The sequence below is a fragment of the Brevundimonas staleyi genome, from assembly GCF_041893865.1.
In the GTDB taxonomy this organism is placed as follows: domain Bacteria; phylum Pseudomonadota; class Alphaproteobacteria; order Caulobacterales; family Caulobacteraceae; genus Brevundimonas; species Brevundimonas staleyi.
This window is the reverse complement of the sequence record NZ_CP169082.1, coordinates 718,756-732,600: the sequence shown is the minus strand read 5'-3', so window position 1 is coordinate 732,600 and position 13,845 is coordinate 718,756. Positions and strand designations below refer to the sequence as shown.

Below are 13,845 nucleotides of genomic sequence, written 5' to 3'. Positions count from 1 at the left end.
AAAAACTCATGCATGACCTTGTCCGCTGACTGGAAAGAAATGCCAGCGGGGTCATGCCTGATTTTCGTCAGACAATGTCTTCTCTCGAACCAGACCTGAAAGCCTATGAGGGGCCGGTCTAATTCTTCCTTCACAATATCAATGCCGTCGGCTGCAATAGCAGCCGGGGCAATCTCTGTACGATCTGCGAGATACCTGGTGGAGCCAGACGGAGTCGAACCGACGACATCCTGCTTGCAAAGCAGGCGCTCTACCAACTGAGCTATGGCCCCGTTCAGGGAATAGCCAGGAGAGCTGTCGGCGACCGTCACATCCACAAGAGTGGTAGGCCCGGGCAGACTCGAACTGCCGACCTTACGCTTATCAGGCGTACGCTCTAACCACCTGAGCTACGGGCCTGTGGCAATGCGACAGGCCGGGAGATCCCAGGCTCGCGATCGCACGCTTCTTCACACCGGACCGAATGTCCGATGCTTCGAAGCGTGAAACAGGAAAGAGAAACGGAGACGGCGGCGCCCCGCATAATGCCTTTGACGCTTGCGCGCTTCGGCTGATCGGAGCGTCAATAGAACCCTCGTGAGAGAGCCTGGAGACGCATCCTTAGAAAGGAGGTGATCCAGCCGCAGGTTCCCCTACGGCTACCTTGTTACGACTTCACCCCAGTCGCTGACCCTACCGTGGTCGACTGCCTCCTTGCGGTTAGCGCATCGCCTTCGGGTAGAACCAACTCCCATGGTGTGACGGGCGGTGTGTACAAGGCCCGGGAACGTATTCACCGCGGCATGCTGATCCGCGATTACTAGCGATTCCAACTTCATGCCCTCGAGTTGCAGAGGACAATCCGAACTGAGACAACTTTTAAGGATTAACCCTCTGTAGTTGCCATTGTAGCACGTGTGTAGCCCACCCTGTAAGGGCCATGAGGACTTGACGTCATCCCCACCTTCCTCCGGCTTAGCACCGGCAGTCCCATTAGAGTTCCCAACTAAATGATGGCAACTAATGGCGAGGGTTGCGCTCGTTGCGGGACTTAACCCAACATCTCACGACACGAGCTGACGACAGCCATGCAGCACCTGTGTCCTAGTCCCCGAAGGGAAAGCCAGATCTCTCTGGCGGTCCAGGCATGTCAAAAGGTGGTAAGGTTCTGCGCGTTGCTTCGAATTAAACCACATGCTCCACCGCTTGTGCGGGCCCCCGTCAATTCCTTTGAGTTTTAATCTTGCGACCGTACTCCCCAGGCGGATTGCTTAATGCGTTAGCTGCGTCACCGAGGTGTAAACACCCCAACAACTAGCAATCATCGTTTACGGCGTGGACTACCAGGGTATCTAATCCTGTTTGCTCCCCACGCTTTCGAGCCTCAGCGTCAGTAATGATCCAGTAAGTCGCCTTCGCCACTGGTGTTCTTCCGAATATCTACGAATTTCACCTCTACACTCGGAGTTCCACTTACCTCTATCACACTCAAGACACCCAGTATCAAAGGCAGTTCCAGAGTTGAGCTCTGGGATTTCACCCCTGACTTAAATGTCCGCCTACGCTCCCTTTACGCCCAGTAATTCCGAGCAACGCTAGCCCCCTTCGTATTACCGCGGCTGCTGGCACGAAGTTAGCCGGGGCTTCTTCTCCGGGTACCGTCATTATCGTCCCCGGTGAAAGAATTTTACAATCCTAAGACCTTCATCATTCACGCGGCATGGCTGCGTCAGGCTTTCGCCCATTGCGCAAGATTCCCCACTGCTGCCTCCCGTAGGAGTTTGGGCCGTGTCTCAGTCCCAATGTGGCTGGTCATCCTCTCAGACCAGCTACTGATCGTCGCCTTGGTGAGCCTTTACCTCACCAACTAGCTAATCAGACGCGGGCCGCTCTAAAGGCGATAAATCTTTCCCCCGAAGGGCACATTCGGCATTACCACCCGTTTCCAGGAGCTATTCCGAACCTAAAGGCACGTTCCCACGTGTTACTCACCCGTCCGCCACTAACCCCGAAGGGTCCGTTCGACTTGCATGTGTTAGGCCTGCCGCCAGCGTTCGCTCTGAGCCAGGATCAAACTCTCAGGTTGAGTTAGACCTTCTGACTTAAGCATCACCGATCATCAGATCGGCTGGCATAAGTTCTACGTATTCTTGACGAGAACCACTTCGATCGACCCTAAGGCCAACCGACATGGTTGTATCTTTCAAAAAGACCGCAGAGTGTCAGTGTCTATCTAGATCTCCGTTAGGAGATCTTCGCTAGAGCACCGCCGCCTGCGTTTCTCTTTCCAAATCAACGATTTCAAAGACCAAACCCGACACCGCCGGGGACACTGTTTTGCGCCGGTGTCCGGCGGAGGCGGCTTCCTAAAGAAGGCCGATCTCGGTGTCAACCGGGCTTTTTCAGCCATTTTGCGAACCGTTGAAGCCGAGCTTCTGGAGCGCAAAAAACCGTCAGAAGAAGCGAGAGGCTTCCCTCTGGTATCGTTTCCGACGATTCGATTGGAGCGCGGAGACTATTCAGAACCGACCAGAGAAGCAAGGAGTTTTTGAACTCTTCGTTTCCCTTTCAAACCCCCGGAAACCCAAGTCTCCAAGGCCTCGAAGGCCGGCCCGTCGCCGAGCGAGGGCGCGATATACGGAGGCCCTTCTTCGTCCGCAAGCGACATTTTCGTGGCGAACGCAGATTCATGGCGAACGACGCGTTCCGCCGTCAGTCTAGCCGCCCAGGAGGAGGTCCCTGATGCGGCGAAGGGCGTCATGGTCGCGGCCATCCGAACGCTGGGGCTCTCCGTCCAGAAGGACATCCAGCAAGGCGACCGCCTCGCGCGCATCGGCGGGCGTCTGATCGAGGATGAAACACTCGGCCTCATCGACCATGTCCCAGACCAGGCTCTGAGCGCTGGCCAACGCCGTGTTCGCAGGATCGGTCTCGGGGAACTTGTCCAGGGCGGCCAGAAGGGTGGCGCGGGTCGCACAGGCCGTGGTCAGGTCGGCGATGGAGGCCGGGCCCCACTCCGACGACAGGTCGCGGCTTCTTTCGACGAAACGCCGGACGGGGTCGGACTGGGAATCCGAAGCACTGTGGTTCACGTCATGGCCTCCTTGAGGCGGTAGCGCCCGACCTGTTGCGCCTCCCAGGCGCCGAACAGGGCCACGAGCATCAGTTCGATCCAGAAGATCCGGCGGAGCACCACCCCGGTCCAGATCATGATTTCAGGCTGCAGGGCGGCGAGGCCGTAGGTCGCGGCCGCGGCGCCCTGGACCCCCGCGGCGGCCAGAAGCCACCATCGGTCCCAGAGCAGGCCCTGGACCAGAAGCATCACCGCAAGGCCCACCGACGTCAGGGCGATGACCCAACGGACATTGCCGACTTCGATGTCCTGCAAGAGCAATGGGGCGAGCACGACCAGAAGAATGGCGGCCGCGCTGCACCGTTCGACGGTTCGCCCCTTCCAGGCCAGGAGACCGAGCGCGGGCACGGTCAGCAGCCACAGCATCACTTGTATCGGGGACATGGACGCTCCTGGGCCGAGAAACGGGACGAGCTCAGGACGGGACCGGCTCCGACAGCAACGGACGCTCGCCGGGCTTGGTCTCGCCCGGACCGTCGAAGTTCCAGACGATGCCCTGATCGGCGGCGACTTCGGCCAGGCCGTTGTGAGCGGCGCCGAGCGCCTCACGGGCCTCGACGGCGAGCGAGAAGGCGCGGGCGATGTCGGCGATCACCGACTGACCGACGGCGACGCCCATGCGCGCCTCGATACGGCCGGACAGAAGCATCTGACCCAGGGCCAGTTTGTCGGCGAGCGCGCGGTCCAGATTGTGTTCGGCTTCCCGGAGCTGGCGTGCGGTACGCACGCCCAGGGCCCGGCGCCCACGTTGCTCGGTCGCGAGGCGGTGAACGTTGTTGGTCATCGTATGGCTCCTCCGCCGGTCGGCGGCGTGTGAATGTCGCGCTTCACCGGACGCCGGAGGGAGCCATCGCCTGGGTCAGGCCGAGGCCTGCATTCAGAACGGCGGCGCCTCCGATGGCGACGATCGATCCCACGAGGAAGAAGGCGAACGCGACGGCCAGACGGAGCGCCCGTCCCCTCGGTGGGGGCGAGTAGCGCCATGCGGCGGCCGGTCCCGGCGTCCTCGAGGTCGCGACGTCGTCGGTTTCAGCCCCGCCAGTCGGCCCGGAAACATCGGCGGCGGGAACGGGGTCCGAAGGGGATGGGGTGACGTACCCCAGGGCGCGCAGGGCGTTCTTGCGCGTGTTCACGCCCAGACGCTCCATGGCCTCCTGGATGTGCTTGTTCACCGTGCCGGGGCTGACGCCGAGCGCCCTGCCGATCTCCTTGTCGGTCATCGTGGCGCTGAGGATCACGCACTGCCTCTGACGGTCTGAGAGCTTCTTCGTCGGCATGAAAGGTCCCCTGTGGCCACGATAGGGTGTATTTCGCGGCCGCGTCTACCCGGAGGAGAGGTTCGACCGCGCCGTCAGACGCGTCGGATCACGTCGATCAGGGGGCCGCCCGGTCCCTGGGTCAGGGTCGCTTCGACGCCATAAGCTCGCTTGAGAACCTCGGGGGTCAGGGCGGTCGCGGGCGGTTCGTCGGCGAGAATCCCGCCGTCCGCCAACACCACGATCCGATCCGCCAGCCGTAGCGCCAGCGACAGGTCGTGCAGGGTGAGGATCACGCCGACGCCCTGATCGGCCAGACGCCGGAACAGGGCCGCGGCGTCCAGCTGGTGGGCCGGATCCAGCCCCGTCAGGGGCTCGTCGGCCAGCAGCCATTCGGGCTCGCCGGCCAGAGCCCGCGCGATCAGCACCCGCGCCCGTTCGCCGCCCGACAGGGTGTCGACGATCCGATGTTCGAAGGCTTCGACATGGGCCGCCGCCATGGCGCGATCGACCGCCGCACGATCTTCTGCGCTCTGGCCGCGCGCGCCAATGAAGGGGATGCGCCCCAGTTCGACCAGGGTTCGCGCCTCGACCGACCAGGCGATCTCCGACGTCTGGGGCAAGAAGGCGATACGCCGGGCCCGCGCGCGGGGGTTCAGCTGGGACAGGGCCGCTTCTTCCAGCGCCACCGAGCCGGATGTCGGGGCGCGCAGGCCCGCGAGGCAGGCCAGAAGCGTCGACTTGCCGGCGCCGTTGGGGCCGACGATGACGGTGATCCGCCCCACCTCGATCGACAGGCTGACGCCCGACAGAATGGTCTTTGAGCCGATGACGACGCGGAGGTCGGTGCAGGACAGGACGCTCATGCGACGGTCCTCCGCAGACGAAGCAGCAGCACCAGAAAGAAGGGCGCGCCGAGCGCGGCCATGGCGACGCCCAGCTTGACCTCCCCCGCCGCCGGGGTCAGCCGAACCAGGACGTCTGCGGCAAGGACGATGATCGCGCCGCCCAGCATGCTGGGGACCAGAAGGGCGCCGGGCCTCGCCCCGACCAGAGGCCGCAGAAGGTGCGGCGTCACCAGACCGACGAAGCCGATCACCCCTGTGACCGCCACGCTGGCCCCCGCCGCCAGGCCGATGCCGAGGGCCAGCCCCCACCGGGTGCGCGACAGAGATACGCCCAGCGACGTCGCCCCGACCTCGCCCAGGGTCAGGGCGTCCAGCGCCCGGCCGGTCGTCAGCATCAGACCGCATCCGGCGAGGATGAAGGGCAGCGCCATCCGCACCTCCTCGAAGCTGCGGTCGGCCAGCGACCCCATCAGCCAGTTGACGATCTCGGTCACGGCCCAGGGGTTGGGCGCCAGCGACAGGGCCAGCGACACCCCGGCCGTCGCCAGGATGTTGAGGATCGCCCCCGCCAGAACGAAGGTGGCCAGGCTGGACGCCCGCCCCGACAGCGTCAGGAGCAGCGCCACCCCGATCAGAGCCCCGCCGATGGCCGCGACCGGCAGCATCCAGGGCGTGAGCACCGTCAGCCCGTAGTAGAGCGTCAGCACCGCGCCCAACGCGGCCATCGACGACACGCCGAGCACGCCGGTCTCGGCCAGGGGATTGCGCGTATAGCCCTGGAGCACCGCGCCGGAGAGGCCGAGCGCCGCTCCCACGACGATGCCCAGAAGGGTGCGCGGCAGACGCAGCTCGAACACGATGGCCCAGCGTGGATCGAGCTCGGGCTGGGTCCAGGCGCTGAACGGCACCCAGACCTTTCCGGCGATCAGGCTGACGCCGGAGAGCACCAGCAGCAGGGCGATCAGACCCGCATGGAGAAGCGGCCGACTGACAGGTTTCATGCGAACCTCCTCAGGGCGCCTTCGCGGGCGCGCCTCAGGGCGGCCGCAGTCTGGATCAGGACCGGGCCGCCGCAGAACAGCAGCCGCTCCGGGAAGACGGCGCGCTGCATGTGGCCGGCGACGCGCGACAAGGCCGGATGCTCCATCACCCGTTCGGCCCAACTGGGCGCGCCGGGATAGGGTTCGCCGGACAAGAGGACCTGCGGCGGATCGGCGATCACACGCTCAAGCGGCAGGTTGGCGGTGCCGCTGAGCCCATAGCGGCTCGCGGCATTCCGCAGGCCCATGCGGGCCATCATCTCGTCCATCAGGGTGCCGGGCCCCGAGACGAAGCCGCCGGGCATGAAGACCAGGGCCGACAGGGGCGGCGTTCCCGGCGCCGGCGCGGCCGCCGCCAGCGCCGCCTCGATCCGCGCGACCAGGGCGTCTCCTCGCTCGGGATGGCCGACCAGCCGGGCGACCTCGCGCACCTGGTCCAGGCTGGCGGCGACGGTCTCGGGCACGTCGAACAGGGCGGCAGGAACCTTCAGCCGATCCAGGGCCGTCCGCATCGTCGGGGAGGAATACCGCCCCGTCATCACCAGGTCGGGCCGCAACGCCATCACCTCTTCCGCCGTCTCGTAGGTGAAGGGCAGGATCCGGGCGATGTCGGCGATGGTCGAGCCGTAGGGCTCGCGCGCATAGTGGCTGAGCGCCGCGATCTGGTCCCGGTCGGCGACCCGAACCAGAATGACGTCGAGGCAGGGGTTGAGCGACACCACCCGCCGGGGTCGCCCCGCCGTGGGAGGCGGCGCGACGGGATCGGGCGCGACGCCGCATCCGGCCATCGCCAGGCCGCCCGCCACCACCATGCGCCGGTCGATGGTCATCAGAAGTCGATCCCCCGCCGGGCCTTCATACGCTTTTCGAGGCCCGGCTTCACCCGCGTCGTCTCCGTCGCCGATCGATCGAACCCAGGCGTCGGCGCGGAGGGGTGATCCCTCCGCGCCTGGGCCGGTCGTCCGCCGTGCGGGATGGCGCCGGTCATCGCTGGATCAGAAGCGGGCGCGCACGCCCACGAAGGTCCCGCGACCCGCCACGCCGTAGTCGCGGGTGGTCTCGTAGATCTCGTCGCCGACGTTCTCGACACGGCCATAGACCTCAAGCGTCTCGTTGATCGGATAGGAGGCGCGCAGATCGACCAGGGTGTAGCCCTTCAGCCGCGTCGCGTTCGAGGCGTTTTCGAAGCTGTCGCCGGCGTGCTGGACCGCGACCGAGGTCGACAGACCGAACGGCCAGACATAGCCGAGGGTCAGGTTGGCGGCCTCCTTCGGACGACGCGCCAGCTCGCGACCCAGGTTGGCGCCCGGGGTGCGGTTCTCGGTGTTGGTCTGGGTGTAGTTGGCGTTGATCCAGAAGGCGCCGATCTCGTAGTCCGCCGCCAGCTCGACGCCGTCCGCCTCGCTGAGCGCGATGTTGTTGTAGTAGCCGAAACGACGCACGCCGTTGCGGAAGCACAGGGGCTGGGCCGCCGGCGTGGCCGTCGACGGGCAGGAGACATAGTCGATCTGGTTCGTGGTCTCGCGGGCGAAATAGGTCGCCGACAGGATCAGGGCGCCGTCCAGCACATGCTGTTCGACCCCGGCGTCCCAGCCGTCCGCCTCTTCCGGCCGAAGCCCCGTGTTCCCGTAGTCGCTGTAGAGTTGGTACAGGCTCGGCGCCTTGAAGCCCTGACCGAAGCTGGCGCGCAGCACGGTGGACCCATCGTTCAGCGCCCAGGCGACAGCCGCCTGACCCAGGGTCTTGCCGCCGAAGGTGTCGTGGTCGTCGCGACGCACGCCGCCGGTCAGGGTCAGACCCGGCGCGACCTCGGCCTGCAACTGGGCGTAGACGCCGTTGATGGCGGCCTCGGCCGTGGCGGGCGTCGGGTTCGGGGTGAAGGAGGACGGCGAGGCGCTGGTGAACTCCGACTCTTCCCGCTCGGCGCCGAAGGTCGCGGTCCAGCCGTCGCGGATGTCGAACACGCCCTGGTACTCGATGCGGCGGTTCTCACCCTCGGAATCGAAAGTGACCGGCGTGACCGTCTGGTCGGGGTTCTCGTTCAGGCGGTCGGTCTTGGTGTAGGCGTAGGCGATGCGGTTCGAGAAGCGGCCGTCCAGCAGGTCGAAGTTCAGGCCCGAATAGGCGACCAGTTCCTTCGTCTGGGAGGTCTCGCGCGTGTCGCCGAAGGCGTAGAGCGGCGGCGCGAAACCGTCGATGTCCGCCGTGCCGTTAGAGTAGACGGCGCGCAGGTCCAGCGAGACGTTGTCGACGATGCGGATATTGGCCCGGCCGCTCAGGCCGAAGTTTTCGTAGCCGTCCTTCTCGGTCCCGCGGGCGAAGGTCGAGAAGCCGTCGGTGTTGTAGTGGGACGCCGCCAGACGCCAGGTGGCGCGCTCACCGGCCCCGCCGATGGCCCCGCGCAGGTAGGTCGTGCCGCGCGATCCGGCCTCCGCCGCAATGTTGGCCTGGAAGGGCTCGGTCGGTTCGGCGGTGACGAGGTTGACCACGCCGCCGATGGCCTGGGAGCCCCAGAGCGTCGACTGGGCGCCGCGCAGGACCTCGATGCGGGCGATGTCGCCGACCAGGAGGTTGCCGAAGTTGAAGCCGCCGCCGGTGCCCGACGGATCGTTCAGCTTCACCCCGTCGATGATGGCGACGGTCTGGTCGGCCTCGGCGCCGCGGATGCGCAGCGAGGTGACCGAACCCAGGCCGCCGTTGCGCGACAGGGTTACGCCCGGCGTGCGGATCAGGAGGTCGGCGACGCCGACGGCCTGGCTGGCCTCGATGGTTTCGGCGGTCAGGACGGTGACCGACTGGCCGACGCGATCGGCCGGCTGGGCCGAGCGGTTGGCGGTGACGACGACGTCGTCCAGCAGGCTGGGGTCGGTGACGGCGGCGGCGGTCTGGGCGCTCGCGGCGTTGGCGGCGAGCAGGAGCGCGGCGGTGGCGGCGCTGGCGATCAGTTCGTTTCTCATTCGGGTCCAATCCCTCGTTTGACAACGAGCCGGCCCGGATGGCCGCGATCGGACATGGAGACACGCCCGGTCGCGACCGCGCGGACGCGGCCCAACAGACGTCGTCATTCGGGAAAGACCCGTTTCGCTCGACACACCCCGTCCGCGCGAAGGACGACCACGACGGGCAGGTCTCCTGGCTCGCGGGTCAACGCCGGTGCGCGTCGCCTTCCCAGATCCTTCGGCCGAAGCTCCTGGACCCAGTGGCTGTGACGCGCGGGCTCGCCGCTTACAGTTGCGGGGGCAGCCCAGGTCTTTCACCTGAGTTCCCTTTTCATCCCCATCGCTGGGGAACCTGTCGTGCGGCGGCCCATAGGCCATCGCGGCGACCTCGGCAATGGAGGGCGTGGCCGCTGAAATCCTCTAGCGGCGGACGACCTCGACGCCGCGACGCTCCAGGATCTCCTGAACGCTGTCGTCGCCGGCCAGGTGGGCGCTGCCCACGGCGATGAAGGTCGTGCCCGAACCCTCCAGCAGGGTCTGGATCTGGTCGGCCCAGTTCGTGTTCCGGCGGACCAGAAGGGCGTCGTAGACCTCCCGCGACTCGGCGCGCATGTCCTGGACGCCGACACGGTCGATGGTGTCGACGTCACCCGAGGCCCAGGCCTGGACCAGGGTGTCGAGCTCGGTCGTGGCCTCGTCGAAATCCTTCAGGGTCGAGCGCAGGAAGGCCAGCTGGGTCTCTTCGGAGAGGCCGGCCAGGATCTCGACCTGGGTGGCGATGGTCTCAAGGCCCGTGACCGGCTTTCCGGCGTCCTCGGCCCTGTGCTTCAGGATCAGTTCGACGCCCGATTTCGGATCGTAGCCGGCCTTGGTCAGGGGGGCGACCGACAGCATCAGGCCCGCCAGCCAGGGGCGCATGGCGTCGAAGCCTGCGCCCGTGCCGCCGATGGTGCGGGCGGCGGCGTCCAGGTCGGCGAACTCCTCGGCCGTCAGCAGGCTGGACAGCGGCCTCTGGGGCGAGACGCCGTGCTGCTGGATCAGAGGCATCAGGGCCGCCTGATCGTCGGGATTGGAAATCTCGAAGATGACGTTGTCGGCGGCGTCGAAGGCCGCGTCGACCTTGGCCGAGCCCCAGGGCGTGTTCGGGCGCAGCACATGGACCGTGCCGAACAGATAGATGGTCGAATCCTCGTCCGAGATCGACCACAGGGCCGGGCCTTCCCCCACGGCCGGGACGATGGCGGCGTGATCGTGCGTGTGGGCCGCCTCTTGGGCGAAGGCGCGAGGCGCGCCGGCCAGGAGGGCGGCGGCGAGGCTGACGCCCAGGGCGACGCCGACGGCGAGGCGACCGGCCGAGGCGGTGGAGGATTTCAGGCGGGCGAGAAGCGTCATGCGAACGGGACCTTGGAGAGGATCGGAACGGACGGTCGAGGGCAGGCTCACGCCAGACCGCGGCGAACGGAAGGCACGATGGAGGAGACGAGGTAGACGGCCATCAGGATGCCGGCCATGCCCCAGGCGCTGACGGGCTGGATCAGGGCCATGCGCTCGGCGGCGGCATAGAGGAAGAAGGCGCTCTGCAGGCCCCAGAAGGCGATGGTCGAGGTCTCGGTCATCAGTCGCCGCATCATCTCGTCCGATCCACGCCAGACGATGACGTTGGCCACGGTCTGAAGGGCGAAGGCCAGGGCCACGCCGGCGAAGACGATCTGGGGCGCCACGAACTCCGGCGCCATCATGGGGGCCAGGAACATCAGGCCGGCCAGGACGAAGACCACGATCTGAAGCCCGCCCTGCCCCACCACGGCGGCCGGACGGAAGACCATGGTGATCGCGACCAGGGCGCCCATGACGATCAGGGCGATGCCCATCATGAAGGCCAGGGCGTCGTCCCAAGGGACACTGTCGGGCAGGTTGGTGAAACGGGCGGTCAGATAGCCGACGACGCCGCCGAGCACGGCAAGCCCGCCGAAGGTCGCGGCCTTGACCCACATGGAGGTCTGACGCGGCTGGATGTCTGCGGACATGATCAGGCTCCTTCGTCGGAGAAGATGGATTCGATCGGTTGCCCGAAGACGCGGGCGATCTTGAAGGCGAGCGGCAGGGAGGGGTCGTAGCGGCCCGTCTCCAGCGCGTTGACGGTCTGGCGCGAGACGCCGAGGGCGGCGGCGAGGTCCGCCTGGCTCCAGCTGCGTTCGGCGCGCAATGTCCTGAGGCTGTTGTTCATGGGATCACCGCCGCTTCAGCCACCAGACGGCCCAGGCCACGCCGTAGCCGACCATCTGGCAGCCCGTGACGATGGCGGCGCCCAGCATCAGCATCTCCTTGATCGGCGCCACGCCCAGATCGCCCGCGCCATGGAGCAGGGTCAGGAGAATGACGCCCGCGAAGCAGAGGCCGATCGTGGCGCCCCACCACCAGGCCCATTTGTGAGCCTCCTGCGCGGCCTCATCGAGACCCTTCCACCAGCGGAGACTGGCCCAGAGGCCGGCGCCCATGGCGATGGCCACGGCCGTGGCGATCAGGGCCGCGCCGCCCAGGCTGGCCTCTTCGGACGTGGCGGTGACGATGCCGGCGACGAAACCGGCGCCCATCCCGGCCAAGCCGCAGATGCCCAGCACCGCGCCGTAGCGCCTAAGCGGATGTTCGGACACTCGGATCTCCAGAGCCATGAAACGCGGCCTCGTCTAGGTGACAAGGTTGTTTTACATCGTTCTCGCGCGCTATGTCAAACACCCTTGTCAGAAACAAGGGTTTCCGCGCTTAGGCGCCGGCGGCCCGGTCGGAGATCAGTTCCGGGCGGCTGATGGCGCGGGGCGACTGATCCACGGCGGTCAGGTCGGGCAGCTGTTTGCCCTCGTGATCGACCTGCAGATCCTCGAACCGCTTGGCCGAGACCATGACCTGGCTCTCCAGCGAGCCGACGAACTGGTTGTACTTACCGACGGCCTGTTCCAGCGCGCGACCGACCCCGTGGACGTGACCGCCCATGACCGAGAGCCGCTTGTAGAGTTCCTTGCCCAGCTTCGCGACCTCGTCGGCGTTCTTCGCCTGCTCCTCCGCCCGCCACCCATAGGCGACAGCCTTGCACAGGGCGAACAGGGTCGAGGGGGTGACGATGATGACCCGTTTCGACATGGCGTCGGTCATCAGGTCGGGGTCGCGATCCAGCGCCGCCGACAGGAAGGCGTCACTGGGCACGAACAGGGCGACGAAGTCGGGGCTGGGCTTGAACTGGTCCTGATAGGCCTTGGCCGAGAGGTCGCGGACATGGTTCTTGATGCTGGCGGCGTTGCGCGCGGCCATGGCGGCGTCGCGCGTCTCGTCGTCCGACTCGGAGGGGTCGGGGAAGGCCAGAGGGACCTTGGCGTCGATGACGAAAAGGCCGCCGCCCGGCAGTTTGACGATGAAGTCCGGCCGCATCTGGCGACCCTCTTCATTGGCGCTGGAGGTCTGTTCGGTGAAGTCGAACCGGCCGGCCATGCCGGCGGCCTCAAGCACATTGCGGCAGGTCTGTTCGCCCCAGCGCCCGCGCCGGCCGGTGTTGCCGCGCAGGACCTCGGTCAGCCGCTTGGCCTCGTCGCGGGTGGCGGTCGAGGCGATCATGAGGGCCGAGAGCTGTTCCTTAAGTGTGCCGGTTTCCTCGGCGCGGGCCTTTTCCAGCGCGGCGACCTGGGTCTCGAACTTGGCCAGGGTCTCGGCGACGGGCTTCAGCTGGGCCTCCATCCGTTCGCGGGCGACGCGGTCCTGGGCCTGGAAGGTCTCGGTGGCGCGGGTCACCATCTGGTCGGCGATGGCCTGCGCCGACTGGGCGGCCTGCGCCTTCAGGAGTTCGCCCATGGTGGTGCGGCTCTCCTCGACCAGGGCGACCTTTTCCTGCGCCGAGGTCAGGGCGGCGGCGGCGTTCCGCCAGCCCATGAAGGCCCACAGGAAGCCGGCCATCAGGGCCAGGGAAACGACGGCGAGGAAGACGGAGAGGGTGTTCATGCTCCGTTCCTTAGCGGGAGTCGCCGGAGCGGGCCACGGCCGATGTGGACTCCAAAACACCGTCCGAAGCGTCCGAAGAGTCCGAAGCGTTCGGATCGTTCGGTGAGTATCGGCAGGGCGCGCGGGTCTTGGTTCCGCGCGTAACATATGGGTACGTCAGAAGCGGACGCAGGGCCTCTCAGGCGCTGTAACGCGGAGCCGGATACCAGTCAGGATTGGTGATCTGATCCCAGGTATAGCCCGTCAAAACAGCCAGCACCCTATCCGGGTCGGTGAGTTGGTCTCGCGCTGTGAGCCGCTTGATCGCGTATGCGAAGGACTCGTCCAGAGCCGGTTCGAGGCGGTTCTGGATCGTTCGCGTCAACCGCTTTTTCAGCTCTTGTCGAAATCCGATGACCTCGCCCTTCCAGTGCGGGATGGTCTCGGCAGGCCCGACAAACTCGATCTTTAGCAGGTGCTCGATGATGTTCTCGATCTGGCTCTCGCAGGCGCGTTGCTCGGACTTGCCCAAATCCTCGATCTCCTCGGCGAGATTGTCGTAGTCGAGGGCATTCTCGCCGCCCCTTCGAGACCGCAACGCGGAGGCCTGCGACTCCGTCCAGGCGACATAGTCCCTTTCGTAGAGGTCGTTCGCCGGTCTGGTCAGATCATCCGCCATAGGGG

The 13,845-nt window shown here is 66.2% G+C and carries 14 protein-coding genes, 2 tRNA genes, 1 rRNA gene and 1 riboswitch; all 17 genes read right to left on the bottom strand.

Annotation, left to right across the window (positions count from 1 at the left end):
- Positions 1-196: 196 nt before the first annotated feature.
- The 17 genes from ACETK8_RS03740 to ACETK8_RS03660 all read right to left on the bottom strand — a co-directional run bounded on the left by ACETK8_RS03740 (position 197) and on the right by ACETK8_RS03660 (position 13,840).
- A tRNA-Ala gene (locus ACETK8_RS03740) sits at positions 197-272 on the bottom strand.
- A 50-nt stretch (positions 273-322) separates the two neighbouring features.
- A tRNA-Ile gene (locus ACETK8_RS03735) sits at positions 323-399 on the bottom strand.
- A 205-nt stretch (positions 400-604) separates the two neighbouring features.
- Positions 605-2,065: ribosomal RNA gene (locus tag ACETK8_RS03730) — 16S ribosomal RNA — on the bottom strand.
- Positions 2,066-2,696: 631 nt separating this feature from the next.
- Positions 2,697-3,071: a hypothetical protein gene (locus ACETK8_RS03725; protein WP_374038179.1), complete on the bottom strand. Its 375-nt coding sequence runs from the start codon at positions 3,069-3,071 to the stop codon at positions 2,697-2,699.
- Positions 3,068-3,496, bottom strand: a complete 429-nt coding sequence (locus ACETK8_RS03720; RefSeq protein WP_374038178.1) for a hypothetical protein — start codon at positions 3,494-3,496, stop codon at positions 3,068-3,070. The genes ACETK8_RS03725 and ACETK8_RS03720 overlap by 4 nt, the downstream gene beginning before the upstream one ends.
- A gap of 31 nt (positions 3,497-3,527) precedes the next feature.
- On the bottom strand, positions 3,528-3,896 hold the full coding sequence (locus ACETK8_RS03715) for a hypothetical protein (RefSeq protein WP_374038177.1): 369 nt from the start codon (positions 3,894-3,896) through the stop codon (positions 3,528-3,530).
- Between the two features lie 43 nt (positions 3,897-3,939).
- Entirely contained in the window at positions 3,940-4,389 is a 450-nt protein-coding gene (locus tag ACETK8_RS03710) for a helix-turn-helix transcriptional regulator (RefSeq protein ID WP_374038176.1), read from the bottom strand.
- Between the two features lie 74 nt (positions 4,390-4,463).
- Complete coding sequence (locus ACETK8_RS03705) at positions 4,464-5,234, bottom strand: ABC transporter ATP-binding protein (protein ID WP_374038175.1); 771 nt, start codon at positions 5,232-5,234, stop codon at positions 4,464-4,466.
- Positions 5,231-6,217 carry a FecCD family ABC transporter permease gene (locus ACETK8_RS03700; protein ID WP_374038174.1) on the bottom strand — a complete coding sequence of 329 codons (987 nt, stop codon included), beginning with the start codon at positions 6,215-6,217 and terminating at the stop codon, positions 5,231-5,233. Before ACETK8_RS03700 ends, ACETK8_RS03705 begins: the two co-directional genes overlap by 4 nt.
- A complete protein-coding gene (locus ACETK8_RS03695) occupies positions 6,214-7,086 on the bottom strand; it encodes an ABC transporter substrate-binding protein (RefSeq protein WP_374038173.1) in 873 nt (290 codons plus the stop codon). The genes ACETK8_RS03700 and ACETK8_RS03695 overlap by 4 nt, the downstream gene beginning before the upstream one ends.
- Positions 7,087-7,251: 165 nt before the next feature.
- Entirely contained in the window at positions 7,252-9,213 is a 1,962-nt protein-coding gene (locus ACETK8_RS03690) for a TonB-dependent receptor plug domain-containing protein (RefSeq protein WP_374038172.1), read from the bottom strand.
- A 148-nt stretch (positions 9,214-9,361) separates the two neighbouring features.
- A riboswitch (cobalamin riboswitch) is annotated at positions 9,362-9,566 on the bottom strand.
- Between the two features lie 49 nt (positions 9,567-9,615).
- Positions 9,616-10,587 carry a TraB/GumN family protein gene (locus ACETK8_RS03685; RefSeq protein ID WP_374038171.1) on the bottom strand — a complete coding sequence of 324 codons (972 nt, stop codon included), beginning with the start codon at positions 10,585-10,587 and terminating at the stop codon, positions 9,616-9,618.
- Between the two features lie 47 nt (positions 10,588-10,634).
- Positions 10,635-11,222 (bottom strand): hypothetical protein, encoded by a 588-nt coding sequence (locus ACETK8_RS03680; RefSeq protein WP_374038170.1) that lies wholly within the window; start codon positions 11,220-11,222, stop codon positions 10,635-10,637.
- Between the two features lie 2 nt (positions 11,223-11,224).
- Positions 11,225-11,422, bottom strand: a complete 198-nt coding sequence (locus tag ACETK8_RS03675) for a helix-turn-helix transcriptional regulator (protein WP_374038169.1) — start codon at positions 11,420-11,422, stop codon at positions 11,225-11,227.
- Between the two features lie 4 nt (positions 11,423-11,426).
- Entirely contained in the window at positions 11,427-11,849 is a 423-nt protein-coding gene (locus ACETK8_RS03670) for a hypothetical protein (RefSeq protein ID WP_374038168.1), read from the bottom strand.
- 109 nt (positions 11,850-11,958) lie between these two features.
- Positions 11,959-13,182 carry a DNA recombination protein RmuC gene (locus tag ACETK8_RS03665; protein ID WP_374038167.1) on the bottom strand — a complete coding sequence of 408 codons (1,224 nt, stop codon included), beginning with the start codon at positions 13,180-13,182 and terminating at the stop codon, positions 11,959-11,961.
- 178 nt (positions 13,183-13,360) lie between these two features.
- The gene (locus ACETK8_RS03660; protein WP_374038166.1) at positions 13,361-13,840 is read right to left on the bottom strand and encodes a DUF29 domain-containing protein; all 480 of its coding nucleotides are present in this window, start codon (positions 13,838-13,840) and stop codon (positions 13,361-13,363) included.
- Positions 13,841-13,845: the final 5 nt, after the last annotated feature.